The sequence below is a fragment of the Paraglaciecola mesophila KMM 241 genome (assembly GCF_000315015.1).
In the GTDB taxonomy this organism is placed as follows: domain Bacteria; phylum Pseudomonadota; class Gammaproteobacteria; order Enterobacterales; family Alteromonadaceae; genus Paraglaciecola; species Paraglaciecola mesophila.
On the sequence record NZ_BAEP01000047.1, the window covers coordinates 69,064 to 87,121 of the forward strand.

Consider the following 18,058-nt stretch of genomic DNA (forward strand, 5'->3'; position numbering starts at 1 on the left):
CGCCAGAGAGATTTACATTGACTCTGGCGCATAATCGCGCAAAATAACTGTTTTTAAATACAGTTGTTTGTCAGATGCGTAAGATCATACACATCGATATGGACTGCTACTATGCCGCAGTCGAAATGCGCGATAACCCCCAATATCGCGATATTCCTCTTGCGATTGGGGGGAGCGCTGACCGCCGTGGCGTTATCTCAACCTGTAACTATGTGGCGCGCAAGTATGGCGTTCGATCCGCGATGGCCACGGCCTATGCGCGTAGGCTCTGTCCTGACCTTGTTCTCGTTCCCGGCCGCATGGCTCTTTATAGTGATATATCTCAGCAAATCCGTAAAATTTTTTTACGCTACACGGATAAAATCGAACCATTATCCCTAGATGAAGCATATCTGGATGTAACAGACAGTGAGCTTTTTTCGGGCAGTGCCACCTTAATTGCACAGGATATCCGCCGAGCGATTTTCGAAGAAACCGAACTGACCGCCTCTGCTGGTGTTGCACCCTGTAAGTTTGTGGCTAAAATTGCCAGCGACGAAAATAAGCCCAATGGGATCTGTGTTATCACACCTGATACTCAAGATGCTTTTGTGAAAACATTGGCGCTGGGGAAAATCCCAGGTGTCGGCAAAGTCACCTTACAGAAACTCAATAATATGGGGCTCTTTACCTGCCAAGACGTGCGAGATTATCCTCTCGATGCATTCGTGAAAGCGTTTGGAAAATTTGGTCCTGTCATTTGGGATCGTAGTCATGGCATTGACGAGCGCGAATTGAGTGTTAGTCGCAAACGCAAGTCTGTTGGTGTAGAGCGCACTCTCGCCCAAGATATCACCACTGATGAAGAGTGTTTGGCTATGCTGGAAAGTTTGTACCCTAAACTGCTGAGTCGTTTGGAGGCCGCAAGTCCTAAGCTGGCAATACAAAGTCAGGGCGTAAAACTAAAATTCAATGATTTTCAGCAGACGACCGTGGAGCATCGCCACCAAGTGCTCGATAAAGCCTATTTCAAAACACTGCTAATTGAAGCATTAGAACGGCGTGGTAACAGGGGAATTCGCTTAGTGGGGTTATCCGTTGGCTTACCTGAAAGTGCTGAAGTTCTGCAAATGGTGTTTAACTTTGAGCATGAGCAAAACCTTTAATGCTCCTCCATCTTTCATTTTTCCGATTCCCTATTTTTCACTAGTAACAGCTTTTGTATCTTGTTACACCTTGCCACAGGCAACTGTATACTGGGTGAATAAAACATAAATTTAGGGAGCAGTATGAGCATTGCAGTAGGTAAATATCGTCACTATAAAGGTAACGATTATGAAGTCATTGGGGTCGCTAAGCATTCGGAAAACGAATCAGAATTAGTGGTTTATCGGCCTATGTATGGTGAGCGCGGCCTTTGGGTCCGCCCTTTGTCCATGTTTAAAGAAACGGTCGAAGTGAATGGTCAAACTGTACCACGATTTAGACTTATAGAAAGTGAATCATAACGAGTACCGATTTAGGTGAATGTAAATTAGCCTGTCTTCGTTCTTGTATGAACAACGAATAAAAATGGGAAACAAGATGTTTAAATCAAAAGTGAATGCACTACGTTATGCAATGGCAACATTATCAATATTTGGTGCCACGACATTGAGCGCTGCTGATGATAGGTTCGCTGACGTACAAATTAGCACCCAAGCGGTGAATGGCTCAACATATATGCTCACTGGCGCAGGTGGTAATATTGGTGTTTCGGCTGGGGATGACGGTATTTTAATTATTGACGATCAGTTCGCTCCCTTGGCTGACAAAATCGCCCTCGCGATTGGCGATATTGCCAAGCAGCCAATGAAGTACGTGATCAATACCCATTATCATGGTGATCACACAGGTTCCAACGCCTATTTTAAAGAAGTACAGGGAAGCACCATTTTTGCTCATGATAATGTGCGTAAACGCTTAGCCGCCGAAGACGGTCATAAACATGCGGCCTTGCCTGTTGTGACCTATGAGAAAGGTCTGACGTTTCATTTCAATGGCGATACTATCAAGGTGGTACATCTGCCAGCAGGCCACACTGATAGCGATAGTGTTGTATGGTTTGAGCAGGCGAACGTATTGCACGCGGGAGATTTATTCTTTCAAGGGCGTTTCCCCTACATCGACTTGGCCGGTGGCGGCACTGTTGATGGATACATTAGAAACGTTTCCACCGTGATTGGCATGATAAACAACGACACTAGGGTAATGCCTGGTCACGGCGAATTAGCCGATAAGAAAGCTTACCAAGCGTCACTTGAGATGATGCAGCAAACGGCTAACTATGTTTCGGACAGAAAAGCCAAAGGTGCTAGCCTAGATTCGATTATCGAAGAAGGTCTTGATGAGAAATGGCAAGATTGGGCATGGAACTTCATCACTGAAGAAAAGTGGATCACCACACTCTATAACGGCCAATAGTCCCTACTGATGCGCCTCCAGCGGTGCAAGCGCTGGAGGTATGTCCTTTTATCCTACAAGCAGTGCCAACCGCTATGCTAAAAGCACGACACGAGCTTAGTCATTCAGGGCGCTATCATAACGTTTTACACCACCAACCCAGGTTTCGAGTACCTTGGTTTTCCAAATATCCTGTGGGTTGATGGTGAATATATCCTGGTCGATCAAGATAAAGTCAGCCCACTTCCCGGATGACAAGGTACCTATGCTATTTTCTTGATGAGCTGCATAGGCTCCGCTGTAAGTGAATCCTTTAAAGGCCTGCTCGACTGTCACTGCCTCCTCTTTGATCCAACCGCCCTCAGGTTGGTTGTTTCTATTCTGTCTTGTTACCGCAGCGTGTAAGCCGAAAAAAGGATTGGCTAATTCAACAGGAAAGTCAGAGCCAAAAGGGATAATAGATCCCTGTTCTTCGAAAGTTTGCCAAGCATAAGCGCCTTTTAAACGCGCTTCACCAATCCGGTCTTTGGCCATGTTCATATCACTTGTGGCATGCGTAGGCTGCATTGATGGAATTATTTCAAGGGTTTTGAATCTTGGTATGTCTGTCACATCGATAACTTGTGCATGCTCCACGCGATTACGCAAGTGCTGCCCATTGATGCGTGAAAAAGTCTCTTCAAATTGATCCAGCGCTAGCCTATTGCCACGGTCGCCTATTTCATGGATATTAAGCTGAAAGCCATTGCCCATGATTAAATCAAATAATGGTTTGAGCTGCTTTTCGGGGGTGAGTAGCAGCCCAATGTTTTCATGGTCATCTGAATACGCGGAAAGCATAGCGGCACCTCGGCTACCAAGCGCACCATCACCGTATACTTTAACGCTGCTGATCGACAAGTAATCGTATTGGTCGTGAATTGGACCTGCGTTCAGCATGTCGGCAAGCTTAGGATCTGTTGCTGCAATCATAGCGTATATGCGCATGCTCAGTTCGAGTTGCTGACTGCGCTTAATGTAATATTGGTAGGTAGCGTAATCAATACCGGCATCGTGAGCGCTGGTGATCCCTAGTGAGAGCAAATGAGCTGCGGCAGCGTCAAGTTTGCGCTGCAAGTCTTGTTCGGTATCTTGAGGGATTTTTTCCACTAGCATGTTCATGGCGTTATCAATTAGTACACCTGTGGGCACACCATTTTTATCCCTGACAATTTGGCCGCCTGGCGGGTCTAGCGAATCTTTGGTGACTCCCGCTATTTTCAATGCTTTACTATTCGCCCAGCCAGCGTGACCATCTACTCGGCTTATCCAAACGGGTCGGTCTTGAATATATTCGTCAAGCATCTCAGAGGTTGGAAAAGCGTTATCGGCCCAAAGTACTTGATTCCAGCCGCCACCCAATATCCATGTTAAATCAGGGTTTTTCTGAGCGTAATCTCGTACTTTCTGCGCGGAAGCTTTTGCACTAGGAATATCTCTGACATCAACTGCGAGTAGAGTTTCCCCCAAACCCAGTATGTGCCCATGGGCATCGATAAGGCCGGGTAGTAATATTCGATTTTTTCCATCAATCACATCGGCATCAGGGTAAGTATCTTTTAAGCTAGAGCCGCCACCAATAGCTAACACTTTGCCGCCATCGAAAACCATATCAGTAAACGTCACCATCTCCTCTTTATCGCTAAGGGTGTAACCTTGCACATTGGTGATGTGAGTGGGGGCGGCTAATGTGGCTGTACTTAACAAATAACTTAACAATATCAAAACTGAATGTTTCACTGTGATGTCCTTCTCGCAAAGTTGATGCGTCTATAACCCAAGAGCAAACGTTGGCCTAAATTGAGCAACTATGCAAATTATTAAGAGCTCTATAAAAAGCAATAAATGAGTGGCATACAGATACAAAAAAGCCCCACTGGTTTTCACAAGTAGGGCCTTTAATTTAACGGTAATTAATGATTACTTCTTAGCGTTACGCTCTTTAGCTTCAGCAATTACTTTTTCCGCTACGTTATTAGGACAAGGTGAGTAGTGTGAGAACTCCATTGAGAACTGACCACGACCTGAAGTCATTGTACGTAGTGAACCGATATAACCAAACATTTCTGAAAGAGGGATATCAGCTTTAACACGAACACCAGTAACGCCTGCTTCTTGATCTTTGATCATGCCGCGACGACGGTTCAAGTCACCAATAACATCACCAACATGATCGTCTGGCGTGAACACGTCAACTTTCATGATTGGTTCAATCAACTGAGGACCAGCTTTAGGGATTGATTGACGGAACGCACCTTTAGCAGCGATTTCAAATGCAACCGCTGATGAATCCACTGCGTGGAATCCACCGTCGAACAATTCAACCTCAACGTCTAGTACTGGGAAACCAGCTAGAACACCTGTACCCATCATGCTATTGAAACCTTTTTCGATAGCTGGGAAGAATTCTTTAGGAACGTTACCACCCACAACCACTGACGTGAAAGTGAAACCTGAGTTAGGCTCACCTGGTTTGATACGGTAATCGATTTTACCGAATTGACCAGAACCACCAGATTGTTTCTTATGGGTATAAGTATCTTCAACTTCTTGGGTAATCGTTTCGCGATACGCAACTTGAGGCTCGCCAACAACCAAGTCAACACCGTAAGTACGCTTAAGAATGTCTACCTTTATGTCCAAGTGAAGCTCACCCATACCAGATAGGATTGTTTCACCAGAATCTTGGTCAGTCTCTACACGGAAAGTAGGATCTTCTGCAACCATCTTACCGATAGCGATACCCATTTTCTCAGTTGAGCCTTTATCTTTAGGTGTAACAGAGATAGAGATTACTGGCTCAGGGAATACCATCGCTTCTAGAATGATTGGATCTTTTGGATCACACAAAGTGTGGCCAGTTTGCACGTTAGTTTTCATACCAACGATCGCGATGATGTCACCAGCTTGCGCAGAGGTAAGCTCGTTACGGTCATCTGCTTGCATTTCACACATACGGCCAACACGCTCAGTTTTACCTGTAGCAGCGTTAAGTATGGTGTCGCCTTTTTTAAGCGTACCAGAGTAGATACGTACGAAAGTAAGTGAACCAAAACGGTCATCTGTAATTTTGAACGCTAACGCTTTAAACGTTTCATCTGGAGAAACGATTGCGTATTTACCATTCGGCTCACCTTCTTCGTCTGTAAGAGGTTGAGGGTCAACTTCTGTAGGACTAGGTAGGTAATCAACAACAGCATCAAGAATGTTTTGAACGCCTTTGTTTTTGAATGCAGAACCACAGTAAGTCGGGAAGAAGTCCATAGTACGCGTACCTTTACGGATACAACGTTTGATGTCGTCTATAGAAGGCTCTTCGCCGTCCATGTAAGCCATCATCAGGTCATCGTCTTGCTCAACGGCAGTTTCGATCAACATTTCACGGTATTCTTCTACTTTATCAACCATGTCCGCAGGAACATCTGTGATTTCGTAGTTTTCAGGAAGGCCAGTGTCATCCCAAATGAATGCTTTACGAGTAAGTAGATCAACTACACCAACGAAATCATCTTCGATACCGATAGGCAGAACCATGACAAGTGGATTAGCACCAAGTACTCTTTTGGTTTGTTCAACGACGCGGTAAAAATCAGCACCCATACGGTCCAATTTATTTACGAAGATAATACGTGCAACTTCTGAGTCATTCGCATAACGCCAGTTAGTTTCTGATTGAGGTTCTACCCCACCAGAACCACAGAATACACCGATACCGCCGTCAAGTACTTTAAGTGAACGGTAAACTTCAACAGTGAAGTCAACGTGTCCAGGAGTATCGATAACGTTGAAACGGTGGTCTTTCCAAAAACAACTAACCGCAGCTGATTGGATAGTAATACCGCGCTCAGCTTCTTGTTCCATGAAGTCAGTGGTAGATTCACCATCATGTACTTCACCGGTTTTGTGTATTTGACCGGTAAGCTTCAAAATTCGTTCTGTTGTGGTAGTTTTACCCGCATCAACGTGGGCGAAAATACCGATGTTTCTGTAACGTGCTAAATCTTTCATTTCTTCAACTTCAGTCTGAGTAAAAATTGCGCGGGATTATACAAGATATTTCCGCAGGATGCCGATTTTCTTTTTAGAAAAATCTAAATATTCACTTTTTTACGGAATTTGGGCGACCGTTTAAAAGAATGCGCGGATTTTACATGGTTTAAGACAGCGAATAAAGTGGTGTTTTGTTTATTTATTAGGCAGGTGAATTGGTTGCGTTAGGTCATTTTAATATTCTAGTGAATACAAGAAATCAGCAAATTTTTTGGAGGAAGAGAATAACAATTAACCGTTAGACATGGGCATTACACGATTTCGCCCTAAGTTCTTTGCTTCGTAAAGCTGTTTATCAGCAGCCTCAATAAGCGCCAAAGGGTTCATACCGGCCTTCATTTCAGCAATACCAAAAGAAGCACTTATCCCTCCGAGTACTTCGGATGTGCGTTTATCTCTAACACCAATTTTTTCAATAGATCTGCGCATAGTTTCGGCGATTTGTCTGGCAACACTGAGTTTACTATTGGGAACAATAATGGCGAACTCCTCACCACCAAAGCGAAATGCTTGCGCCCCTTCTCTACATGCAGCCTGCAGCTTTTTAGCGCTGGCTTTTAAGACCAAGTCGCCCATAACATGCCCGTGGGTGTCATTGATCTTTTTAAAATGATCTAAGTCAGCCAATATTAGGCACATGTTTGGTCGCATGGCGTATGCTGCTAACTCTGCGTCGAAGTATCTGCGATTGCACAGGCCAGTCAGTGCGTCATATAACGCTGCTTGTTGGCTTTGTTCGAGTTGATTTCTTAGTCGCGTAATTTCTCTTTCTGCATCATTAAGTGCGGTGCTAAAGGACAAAGTACTACCACGAATCTGTTTGGTTTGACTGACCAAGGTCCGGACTAAGTCCATGACCTCTTCCATACTCAACCCTTCTCGCTCCACTTTCGCTAAGTCGTCCATGCAGGTATCCATGGTACTTTTAAAGTTACGCGTTTCACTGCGGGTATCTTGCACCGATTGAGACAGCTCAATCACCATGCTTTCGAGAGAATGACGAAGCTCCCACACATCTACATCTTGTTCATCTGCTACATGTTTGCGGTACAAGTCTCTGGTCTTTGAATCTGATATGGGTAAATTGCGCTGCAAAGCATGATCTAGGGTTTCATTGAGGGATTCAGATTCATTACTTGCATAGGTGTACCAAAGGGCATAGTTGAGTGGCACGGCAGGAATTTTGTGCTTAAGCATTAAAGGGATAGTATTTTTAAGATGTTTAAATGAATTCTCTAAATCGTGATTTTTCACACACGTCGCTCGTAAATCGATTATTTTTCAAGCTTACCAGACTGTTGAGTTACGTCCAGAAAATGTCTTCGTGGCATGTCGTCGCTCTCAAATAAGAAAAGACGATGGCTTAACGGCTAAGCCATCGTTCTATTTATATTGGACTTAGGCTAATTAATGTACCCAGTGGTGCTTCTCCGATTTTTGTTGAATGCTCTGCTGCGTTGCCTCAGGCATAAAGAGTTTATTGTTATTTTCAAAAAAGAAAGCGGGGCGCTTGGTTTTGCTGCCCAGTTCGTTCATGGTCGCTGCATCATATATACGGCCGTTGATTACGGTATAACTTACATATTCGCTGCGACGAATATCTGTCAATACGTCGCCGTCGATAATCATCATATCCGCCAACTTTCCTGCTTCAATACTTCCTAGTTGCTTGCCCATGCCTAGGTGCGTGGCGCCATCAATGGTGCCTCCTCGCAGTGCTTCCCATGGTGTGAAACCACCCTGGGTCATCAGCCAAAGTTCCCAGTGCGCAGCTAAGCCTTCACGTTGCCCGTGAGCACCGATATGTACGCTTACGCCTTTATCACGTAATGTTTTAGCATATTGGGCAACATACACATGATTATATTGGTTATCTGGCGCGGTAGGGCGACGAATAGCACGCCCGTCTAATAAAAAGCTTGGGGTGTAGCGCAGAAGTCTTTCGTTTTTCCATACCTCAGTGCGGTCATACCAATACTCTTCACCCATTAGACCGCCATAAGAAACCACAAATGTTGGTGTGTAACCAAACTCAGTTTCTGCCCAAAGCGTTGTTAAGTCTTCATAACCTTTAGCGATCGGCAGCGAATGCTCGAGCCCTGTATGTCCATCTACTAACATAGAAATATTCTGCTGGTATTTACCGCCACCTTCTGGCACCACCATCAGGTTTAGTTCCCGGGCTGCGGCCAATATTTGTTGGCGCTGGTCACGCCGAGGTTGGTTATAACTTTTAACTGAAATTGCTCCGGCATCCTTAAGGCGACGCAAGTGAGTCAGTGCATCCTCATAGCTATTAATAATCGCCTTATAGCCTAGGGCTTCCGCACCATAAATAATGGTACCGGTAGAGTAGGTGCGAGGAGCAACGCGCTTGCCAGCTTTTTGCAATTCGCTGGCAGCAAAAATTTCCGAGGTGTCATTTGATGGGTCATGGATAGTCGTCACACCAAAAGCCAGGGCTGAGTACATATTCCAGTTTTGCTCTGGAATAATCTCGTTACTACCTTGTGATCCATGAGCATGAGCGTCAATCAAGCCTGGTAAAATTGTTTTGCCTGTGGCGTCAATTTCAAGAGCATTGCTGGGAATAGTAATGTCTGCACGTTTGCCTACTTCAACAATCTTATTGTCCTTGATAACAACCACACCATCTTCAATGATTTCTTGTTGGTTATTGGCGTCACGCATAGTGACAACTGTGCCGCCCACAAGTGCTTTATAACCTGAAGGCTTATCGGTTTTCTGCTCAAATGAGAGTGATATTCCTTCAGTTACAGGTTCAGGTAAATCTTCGGTTGCACCGGGTACGAAAGCAAATGCCTCTTTTAACTCGCGCTCATAGTAAGTCGCCGCGTGATACCAACTAACCGCTTGGCTGTCACTGCGCCAGGTTAGATATTCCCCTGCGCGATCCGAGAGCTGCTTAATTGGAATGGTGGTACTTTTGGGGCCAATATTTTGTTTTTGGCCTATCTCGGTGAAAGGTGCAACGTACGCTTTATATTGGTATACGAAAGCAATCCATTTTTTATCTGGGGATAAGCGATATTCAGCGATTTTGTCACCTCCGTATAGGTGTTCACGTTTATCTTCACCATTGAGGTCGACACTGACTAACTGTTGTTCAGGATAATCACTGCCAGACACAGACTCGGTAAAATACACCCGGCTGTTGTCACCAGCAAAATGTGGCGCGCTGCCGCTTTTAGCGACACGCGTGTGTTTTTCACCCTTTACCGTGGCGGTATAGATACCAGGTTCCACAGAGTATTCTGGAGCCAATAAATAGCCGCCAGTTTTCTTATTATAAGTGATAAGTTTGTCGTCGGTAGAGAAGCTTGGCTCGATGTAATGTCCAGGCTCTGTGGTGATTACTTTTTCTGAACGACCGGAGGCGGATACAGTGCGCACACTGCCTAAGTCTTTATCGTTCCATGTGGTGAAAACAATCTTTTTACCATCGTGAGAGAAACGAGGGTAGTATTCGTCATGATCGTTCTGCCGAGTAAGGCGTTTCACTTTACCGCTTTTAATATCTTTAATATAAAGCTTACCAAGCGCCTGAAAAACAATGTTTTTCCCATTAGGGGATTTCTGCGCCCAGCGAGCCATTTTTATCGCAAACTTTTCGGGGGCTACATCAACGTCAAAACGCACTGCATCTGCATATTTTACGGTTGCTTGTACTGATACAGGAATGTCTTTAATCGTCTGTGTTTTCACATCAAGTGAGTGGAATTTACCGCCGGTCCAAAACACGATACTTTTTGAATTGGGCATCCAATCAAAGTAAGGAAAATACCCCTCTGAACCGAACCCTTCTTGCATGTCACGCTCAAGTTTTAAGTAGAGAAGGGATTCAACACCTGTGGCGATATCCTTAATGAACAGTCCGGTTTTCTCCTTTACTCTGCGTATGAAGGCAATCTGTTTACCGTCTGGAGAGGGGGTAGGCACAACAGCTCCCCCTGTACCGCTGATGTACCGTTCTTCTTCGCCCGTGTTCATATCGTAACGAGTGATGGCAAAGATAGATTTTAGCGGGTCGCGGTTGTAATCAAAGGTGCTGCCGGGTGATACATCTTGAGTGTAATAAAGATATTTCCCATCAGGGGAGAAAGCCGGGTCTGCTATGTTTTTTTGATCTGGGTTGCCATGCACTCGTTTCTTGAGCGCCATGCCTTCACCGCCAGAGTGGTGATATAGCCAAATTTCACCTGCCGGAATACTGCGGCTAGACATTATCCCTTTATTCGCCACTATATATTGGCCGTCAGGGCTCCATTTGGGAGAATGAATTAAGTTATTCTTCTCCTTGGTTACTTGCACTAAATTGCTGCCGTCACTGTTCATCACCCAAACGTTCGACATGCCACCGCGGTCAGATATAAACGCTATTTTTTTGCCATCAGGGCTGAATGTGGGTTGGATATTCCACGCAAAATCTTGCGTTAATGAGGTTGCCTCACCGCCAGCGATAGGGCTGATGTATAGATCGCCCAGCATATCAAAAACGAACTTCTCGCCATTTGGCGACACATCGAGACTAGACCAAGTCGTTTCATCAGTATTAATGGTGACTTCGTTTAAGTTAAAGGGGGGATTCAATACGTCCCATTCTGCTTCGTTGCTACTTTCTTCTGCGTGTGCTTTTTGTTCAGTTTCTTCAAGCTCGACGCGACTGAATGCGTCAGCGCTTAAGCTTAACATCGTGCTAAATAGAGCGACGTTGATTAGGTTCTTATACATGTGTGATTCCCTGAGAGCTTAATTGTTATAAAAAGTCGACTATTAGAAAGCGCAAAATATACAAAACATCAGTACGGAAGACTATTTTCCTCAGTACTTTTAGTTTGGCTAAAATAGCTAAATTGTGAACTTTAGTTCACAGGTGATAAATCTTTTATACACCAGCGAGCATTTGAATTTGTGCAATATCAGTATCCCCTTTTAGTACTTTTAAAATGCCATCTTGAATCAAGGTGCGCATACCATCTTCCATGGCCTGCGCTTTAAGTTGACTAACAGGTGCTTCCTTATATACCAGTGAGCGCAGCGCGGGTGTCATGCTGAGCAATTCATGTACGCCGGTTCTACCTTTATAGCCTGTGTTACCACATCTATCACAGCCTTTAGGTTTATGCAGCATTAAGGTCGGCTGAAGGCTAAGCTCGGATAAGTAGCCCGCACCGTACTGGCGCGTAATAAACTCCACATCAGTGTCCGATGCTGGGGTCGATTCTTTGCAATTTTTGCATAAGGTACGCACTAAGCGCTGGGCTAAAATACCGATGCAGGCATCAGAAAAGTTAACGGGGTCGATACCCAAATCTAAAAGGCGGGTAATGGTTTCTGGGGCTGAATTGGTGTGCAAGGTAGAGAACACTAAATGCCCAGTAAGTGAGGCTTCGACGCCGGCATGGGCGGTCTCTTTGTCACGCATTTCGCCAATTAATATGATGTCTGGATCTGCCCGCAAAAAGGCGCGTAGGGCGCTGGCAAAGGTAAAGCCGATGCGAGGACTTACTTGGACTTGCTGCAAACCTGCTTGCGTGATTTCAACAGGGTCTTCTGCTGTCCATATTTTTTTATCAGGGGTATTAATGTGGCCTAGCACGGCATGTAGAGTGGTGGTTTTACCTGAGCCGGTTGGGCCAACGACCAGCAAAATGCCATGGGGCTTTTCAATCATGCGTAATATGCTTTGATTGTTGGCTGGTGATAGATTCATTTTCTCCATAGGCAGTGCGCCGCCGGTAGCAAGGATACGCATAACAACGCCTTCCCCGGCCACAGTGGGGATGGTGGCGACACGCACTTCGATAATTTGCCCTGACAATTTAAAGGCTAGTTTGCCATCTTGAGGTAGGCGCTTCTCAGCGATGTTCAAATTAGACATGATTTTAATGCGGGCAATTACAGCATTGTGATGTGAAGCAGGCACTTGGGTGATATCGCGGCAAACACCATCAATGCGCATTCGAACTCTGGTTGGCGCATTTTTCTCTGCATCTATATGAATATCAGATGCATCGAGTCGCTTGGCATCATGCAAAATACGGCTGACCAGACGCACTACAGCAGGTGCGTCGTCAGACATATCATCAGCTTGCTCATCGGCTTCTTGGCCGCTGGTCTCTATTTCATCTAGGATCTCATCCATGGCGCCAGGACCAGCGCCACCACCGCTTGCTTCACCTAAGTATTGTAAAACGGTGTTAGGCAGTGCGACTGAGATACCATAGCTATCAATGCCTAGCGCGCTTTCAATTTCCATTAGTAAATTGGCATTACTAGGCTGCGCCATTAGCACAGTAGGTTTTTCAGAGGCATCGGTGATCACAGCAACAAAGTTACGTTTTAAATAAGACAAATTTAACTTACTGTCGCTTTGATATAGATGGAATCGGTCAGGTTTATAGCCGATGTAAGGGACTTGATAGTGCACTGATAACGCGATACCCATCTCATCTTCTGGTATGCGCTTTTCTGTCATCAGCCGCTGAACGAGTTGGGCGTGCTCGGGATTTGCCTCAACGTACTTCGCCAATGTCGCTTCATCTATTACGTTTCTATGGACCAGATAATCGAACGGTTGGCTAGTTCCGCCAAGCTCATAGCGAAACTTATTGCCTAAAGCCTGTGCGACTTTATCGGCTAATGCTAAGTCGGCCGATTGAAAGACACCATCGTTTCTATTGATTATTTGCATGATGCCCATCAACACACCAGCGTTTAGAATAGGTATGCAAATAAGGTTTTGTGTTTTGAAGGTAGAGCTTTTATCGAACTTGTCAGCGAATTTAAGCCGTGGGTGTATCGCAGATAGCTCTTCACTACTATAGGGGTCATTAACAATGAGTGGCTTTTGACTTAATGCTACATAACCGGCAATAGACTGCGGGCTAATAGGCACTTTAATTTCTTGTATCTCATCGCCTGTTTTAAAGCGGGCAACAAGATCTTGATGCTGCATTCTGCGCTGAAAGATACTCATGCGTTGAACATTGAAAAGTGATAACAATAATGGCTCTAATTTGTCATAAGCACTGATTAAAGAAGGGGCATTAGCTAATAGTTGCTTAAGTTCTTGTAAAGCCGTTTGATGTTCCATAGAAGCCTGCGTCAAATTTGTTTTTTATTTATACTTATCGTCACACTATAGCCGAGTGAATAATGGGATAACACTTGTTTTACATTCACGGGATAAAGTTGAACATGGTAGGTAATTAAAAGTAATCGGTAGTTAATCTCTATTATTTTACAATTGGTTGTTGCAAAAATAAGCGATACAGGTATACTTCGCGCCCACTTGTCCAGAAGGGCAATGGTTTTGACTTAGGCCTCGGCTGAACGTCATTAAATACAGGACCCTAATTTTGGGTTAGCAGTTTTTCATTCATCCCCCTACCTAAAGTAAAAAGGTAGTCGAGGATGGTTTTTTTTGTTCTTTCGATTGGAGCTTAATCGATGCCAAATCAAAGAATTCGTATTCGTTTGAAAGCGTTTGATCACAAGTTGATCGATCAGTCTACGGCTGAAATCGTTGAAACTGCGAAGCGTACCGGTGCTCAGGTTAGTGGACCTATTCCTCTACCTACCCGTAAAGAGCGTTATACAATACTTACTTCACCTCACGTAAACAAAGATGCGCGTGATCAGTATGAAATTCGTACACATAAGCGTTTGGTGGATATCATCGAGCCTACTGATAAAACAGTAGATGCCTTGATGAGATTGGACTTGGCTGCCGGTGTTGATGTTCAAATCAGCCTGGGCTAACAAGAGAGGGTTTTAACAATGGCGATTGGTCTTATCGGTCGTAAAGTTGGTATGACACGCATCTTCACTGAAGACGGCGTATCAATACCAGTGACTGTTATAGAAGCCACCCCGAACCGTGTTACTCAGTTACGTACTGACGAAACCGACGGGTATACAGCGCTTCAAGTAACCGCTGGCGACAAAAAAGCGAACCGCGTAAATAAAGCAGCAGCAGGTCATTTTGCTAAAGCTGGCGTGGAAGCTGGTCGTGGCTTATGGGAATTCCGTTTAGACGGCAACGAAGGCGAAGGCATAGAAGTTGGCAGTGAAATCACTGTTGAAATTTTTGCTGACACCAAAATGGTTGACGTTGCAGGAACTTCTAAAGGTAAAGGTTTCCAAGGTGCTATTAAGCGCTGGAACTTTAGCCACCAACGTAATTCACATGGTAACTCATTGTCTCACCGTGCTCCTGGTTCAATTGGCCAAAACCAATCACCAGGTAAAGTCTTCAAAGGCAAAAAAATGGCCGGTCAGATGGGAAATAAACGTGTGACAGTTCAGTCTTTGGATGTAGTACGTGTTGACGCAGAGAACAACCTTCTTCTAGTAAGAGGCAATGTTCCTGGAGCGCCAGGTGGCGACGTCATCATCAAAGCTGCAGTTAAAGCGTAACGTCTGGGGAGTTAAGTGATGGAATTAGTATTGAAAGATGCGCAAAGCGCTCTTGAAGTATCCGAAGCAACCTTTGGACGTGAATTTAACGAAGCACTAGTACATCAAGTAGTAGTTGCATTCGGTGCAGGTGCCCGTCAGGGTTCTAAAGCACAAAAAACACGCTCTGAAGTTCGTGGTGGTGGTGCCAAACCTTGGCGTCAAAAAGGAACAGGTCGTGCCCGTGCTGGTACTATCCGTAGTCCTATCTGGCGTTCTGGTGGTGTAACATTCGCTGCTAAGCCACAGGATCACAGCCAAAAGGTTAACAAGAAGATGTACCGTGGTGCGATTCAAAGCATCCTATCTGAATTGGTACGTCAAGAACGTTTAATCGTGGTTGAAAAGTTTTCAGTTGAAGCGCCTAAAACTAAGGAATTACTTTCTAAGTTAAATGGCCTTGAGCTAAGTGATGTACTAATCGTAACGTCTGAAGTTGATGAGAACTTGTTCTTAGCAGCTCGCAACTTATACAAAGTTGACGTACGTGATGTACAAGGCATTGACCCAGTCAGCCTGATCGCATTCGAAAAAGTGTTGATAACTGCTGATGCAGTGAAAGCATTAGAGGAGGCGTTAGCATGATTAACGAAGAACGTCTTTTAAAAGTGGTTTTAGCACCACATGTTTCTGAAAAAGCAACGCTTGCAGCTGAAGTTAACAACACTGTTGTTTTCAAAGTGCTTAAAGATGCGAACAAAGAAGAAATCAAAGCGGCAGTTGAAAAATTGTTCGAAGTTGAAGTTAATTCTGTTCGTACTGTTAACGTAAAGGGTAAAACCAAGCGTCACGGTGCATCTTTCGGCAAGCGTAAAGACTGGAAAAAAGCTTACGTTGTGCTTAAAGAAGGTCAAGACATCGACTTTGCTGGCAGCGAAGGCTAAGAAGGGGACTAGACATGCCATTATTGAAAGCTAAGCCGACTTCTGCTGGTCGTCGTCACGTAGTTCAGGTTGTTAACCCTGATCTACACAAAGGCGCTCCTTACGCTCCTTTGCTTGAAAAGAACAGCAAATCTGGTGGCCGTAATAATAACGGACGTATCACAGTACGTCACGTTGGTGGTGGCCACAAGCAACACTATCGTGTTATAGATTTCAAACGCAACAAAGACGGCATTCCAGCTAAAATTGAGCGTTTAGAATATGATCCTAACCGTTCTGCAAACATCTGTTTGGTGTTGTACGCAGACGGCGAACGTCGCTATATTTTGGCTCCTAAGGGCGCTAAAGCGGGTGATCAGATTCAATCTGGTTCAGACGCTGCGATCAAAGCTGGTAACTCTTTACCAATGCGTAACATCCCAGTAGGTACTACGGTACACGCTATTGAGATGAAGCCTGGTAAAGGTGCACAAATTGCTCGTTCTGCTGGTCAGTACGCTCAAATCCTAGCGCGTGCCGAGGGTTATGTAACTCTTCGTCTACGTTCTGGTGAAGTTCGTCGAGTATTAGCAGACTGCCGTGCCACTATTGGCGAAATCGGTAATGCAGAACACATGCTACGTTCACTTGGTAAAGCCGGTGCGAACAGATGGCGCGGTATCCGCCCAACAGTTCGTGGTGTTGCCATGAACCCAGTAGATCACCCACACGGTGGTGGTGAAGGACGCACATCAGGCGGCCGTCACCCAGTATCACCTTGGGGTGTTCCAACTAAGGGTAAGAAAACCCGTAGTAACAAGCGTACCGATAAACTTATCGTACGTCGTCGTAATAAGTAACAGCGAGGATTCACCATGCCACGTTCTCTCAAGAAGGGTCCATTTATAGACCTACACTTGCTGAAGAAGGTTGAGGCTGCAGTGGAAAAGAACGACAAGAAACCAATCAAAACTTGGTCTCGTCGTTCTATGATCATCCCAGATATGATTGGGTTGACCATTGCGGTCCATAACGGTCGCCAGCACGTTCCAGTTTTCGTCAGTGACGAAATGGTCGGCCATAAGTTGGGCGAATTTGCACCAACGCGTACTTACCGCGGCCATGTCGCGGATAAGAAAGCTAAGAGATAGGGGATAAAATATGGAAGCATTAGCTACACATCGCCATGCCCGTACCTCGGCTCAAAAGGCACGCTTGGTTGCAGATCAAATTCGCGGTTTACATGTTGAAAAGGCACTTGAACTTTTGGCTTATAGCCCTAAGAAAAGTGCCGATCTAATCAAAAAAGTATTAGAGTCAGCAATTGCGAACGCTGAACATAACGAAGGCGCAGACATCGATGAATTGACTGTCTCAAAAGTTTTCGTTGATGAAGGCCCAACTATGAAGCGTATCAAGCCAAGAGCCAAAGGCCGTGCTGATCGTATATTTAAGCGTAGCAGTCACATCACTGTTGTTGTGGCTGATAACTAGGAGAAGATAATGGGACAGAAGGTACATCCTACAGGCATACGCCTGGGTATCAGCAAACCATGGACATCTACCTGGTACGCTAATACTGCAGATTATGCAGATAACTTGTTTAATGATCATCAGGTACGTCAGTATCTGACAAAGGCACTTAAAACTGCTTCTCTTTCTAAGATCGTTATTGAGCGTCCAGCGAAAAGCATCCGAGTGACTATTCACACTGCTCGTCCTGGCGTTGTAATCGGTAAGAAAGGTGAAGACGTTGAGAAGCTACGTAAGCATGTATCTAAGTTGGCCGGCGTGCCTGCTCAGATTAACATCGCTGAAGTACGCAAGCCTGAATTAGACGGTCAACTGGTTGCTGACAGCATTGCTAGTCAGTTAGAGCGTCGTGTAATGTTCCGTCGTGCTATGAAGCGCGCAGTACAGAACGCGATGAGAATTGGTGCCAAAGGTATTAAAGTTCAAGTAAGTGGCCGTTTAGGCGGTGCTGAGATTGCGCGTGCCGAGTGGTATCGTGAAGGTCGTGTTCCATTACACACTTTCCGTGCTGACATCGACTATGCAACATCAGAAGCTAACACGACTTACGGTATCATTGGCGTGAAGGTCTGGATCTTCAAAGGTGAAGTATTGGGCGGCTTGCCTCTTACGCAAGAGCAACCAGCTCAGCCTAAGAAGAAAGGCCGTTCACCTAAGCGTGAGGGCTAATT

General features: G+C 45.0%; 16 protein-coding genes. 11 read left to right on the forward strand and 5 right to left on the reverse strand.

Annotation, left to right across the window (positions count from 1 at the left end):
* Positions 1 to 74 precede the first annotated feature (74 nt).
* From dinB to GMES_RS10535, 3 genes are all read left to right on the forward strand, one after another.
* Entirely contained in the window at positions 75 to 1,145 is a 1,071-nt protein-coding gene (gene dinB, locus GMES_RS10525; protein ID WP_083879601.1) for a DNA polymerase IV, read from the forward strand.
* Between the two features lie 123 nt (positions 1,146 to 1,268).
* A complete protein-coding gene (locus tag GMES_RS10530) occupies positions 1,269 to 1,487 on the forward strand; it encodes a DUF1653 domain-containing protein (protein WP_006992659.1) in 219 nt (72 codons plus the stop codon).
* A gap of 76 nt (positions 1,488 to 1,563) precedes the next feature.
* Positions 1,564 to 2,442, forward strand: coding sequence for an MBL fold metallo-hydrolase (locus GMES_RS10535; RefSeq protein WP_006992660.1), 879 nt, complete (start codon positions 1,564 to 1,566; stop codon positions 2,440 to 2,442).
* A 96-nt stretch (positions 2,443 to 2,538) separates the two neighbouring features.
* On the opposite strand, the gene GMES_RS10540 is transcribed toward GMES_RS10535, so the two are convergent.
* From GMES_RS10540 to GMES_RS10560, 5 genes are all read right to left on the reverse strand, one after another.
* Positions 2,539 to 4,200 carry an amidohydrolase gene (locus GMES_RS10540; RefSeq protein ID WP_006992661.1) on the reverse strand — a complete coding sequence of 554 codons (1,662 nt, stop codon included), beginning with the start codon at positions 4,198 to 4,200 and terminating at the stop codon, positions 2,539 to 2,541.
* A gap of 180 nt (positions 4,201 to 4,380) precedes the next feature.
* Positions 4,381 to 6,468 carry an elongation factor G gene (gene fusA, locus GMES_RS10545; protein ID WP_006992663.1) on the reverse strand — a complete coding sequence of 696 codons (2,088 nt, stop codon included), beginning with the start codon at positions 6,466 to 6,468 and terminating at the stop codon, positions 4,381 to 4,383.
* Between the two features lie 273 nt (positions 6,469 to 6,741).
* Positions 6,742 to 7,764: a GGDEF domain-containing protein gene (locus tag GMES_RS10550; protein ID WP_006992664.1), complete on the reverse strand. Its 1,023-nt coding sequence runs from the start codon at positions 7,762 to 7,764 to the stop codon at positions 6,742 to 6,744.
* 153 nt (positions 7,765 to 7,917) lie between these two features.
* Complete coding sequence (locus GMES_RS10555; RefSeq protein ID WP_006992665.1) at positions 7,918 to 11,262, reverse strand: amidohydrolase family protein; 3,345 nt, start codon at positions 11,260 to 11,262, stop codon at positions 7,918 to 7,920.
* Positions 11,263 to 11,416: 154 nt separating this feature from the next.
* The gene (locus GMES_RS10560; RefSeq protein WP_006992666.1) at positions 11,417 to 13,627 is read right to left on the reverse strand and encodes a GspE/PulE family protein; all 2,211 of its coding nucleotides are present in this window, start codon (positions 13,625 to 13,627) and stop codon (positions 11,417 to 11,419) included.
* A gap of 356 nt (positions 13,628 to 13,983) precedes the next feature.
* Between GMES_RS10560 and rpsJ the strand changes: the two genes are divergently transcribed.
* Genes rpsJ through rpsC form a run of 8 tightly spaced genes read left to right on the forward strand, consistent with a single transcriptional unit; the run spans position 13,984 to position 18,056 of the window.
* Positions 13,984 to 14,295, forward strand: coding sequence for a 30S ribosomal protein S10 (gene rpsJ, locus GMES_RS10565; protein ID WP_006992667.1), 312 nt, complete (start codon positions 13,984 to 13,986; stop codon positions 14,293 to 14,295).
* A gap of 18 nt (positions 14,296 to 14,313) precedes the next feature.
* Positions 14,314 to 14,952, forward strand: coding sequence for a 50S ribosomal protein L3 (gene rplC / locus GMES_RS10570; protein ID WP_006992668.1), 639 nt, complete (start codon positions 14,314 to 14,316; stop codon positions 14,950 to 14,952).
* 18 nt (positions 14,953 to 14,970) lie between these two features.
* On the forward strand, positions 14,971 to 15,576 hold the full coding sequence (rplD, locus tag GMES_RS10575; RefSeq protein ID WP_006992669.1) for a 50S ribosomal protein L4: 606 nt from the start codon (positions 14,971 to 14,973) through the stop codon (positions 15,574 to 15,576).
* A complete protein-coding gene (rplW, locus tag GMES_RS10580; protein ID WP_006992670.1) occupies positions 15,573 to 15,875 on the forward strand; it encodes a 50S ribosomal protein L23 in 303 nt (100 codons plus the stop codon). The genes rplD and rplW overlap by 4 nt, the downstream gene beginning before the upstream one ends.
* A 14-nt stretch (positions 15,876 to 15,889) precedes the next feature.
* Positions 15,890 to 16,714 (forward strand): 50S ribosomal protein L2, encoded by an 825-nt coding sequence (rplB, locus tag GMES_RS10585; protein WP_006992671.1) that lies wholly within the window; start codon positions 15,890 to 15,892, stop codon positions 16,712 to 16,714.
* Between the two features lie 15 nt (positions 16,715 to 16,729).
* Positions 16,730 to 17,005: a 30S ribosomal protein S19 gene (gene rpsS / locus GMES_RS10590; protein WP_011573392.1), complete on the forward strand. Its 276-nt coding sequence runs from the start codon at positions 16,730 to 16,732 to the stop codon at positions 17,003 to 17,005.
* 10 nt (positions 17,006 to 17,015) lie between these two features.
* The gene (gene rplV / locus GMES_RS10595) at positions 17,016 to 17,348 is read left to right on the forward strand and encodes a 50S ribosomal protein L22 (protein WP_006992673.1); all 333 of its coding nucleotides are present in this window, start codon (positions 17,016 to 17,018) and stop codon (positions 17,346 to 17,348) included.
* Between the two features lie 9 nt (positions 17,349 to 17,357).
* Complete coding sequence (rpsC, locus tag GMES_RS10600) at positions 17,358 to 18,056, forward strand: 30S ribosomal protein S3 (RefSeq protein WP_006992674.1); 699 nt, start codon at positions 17,358 to 17,360, stop codon at positions 18,054 to 18,056.
* The last annotated feature ends 2 nt before the right edge of the window (positions 18,057 to 18,058 follow it).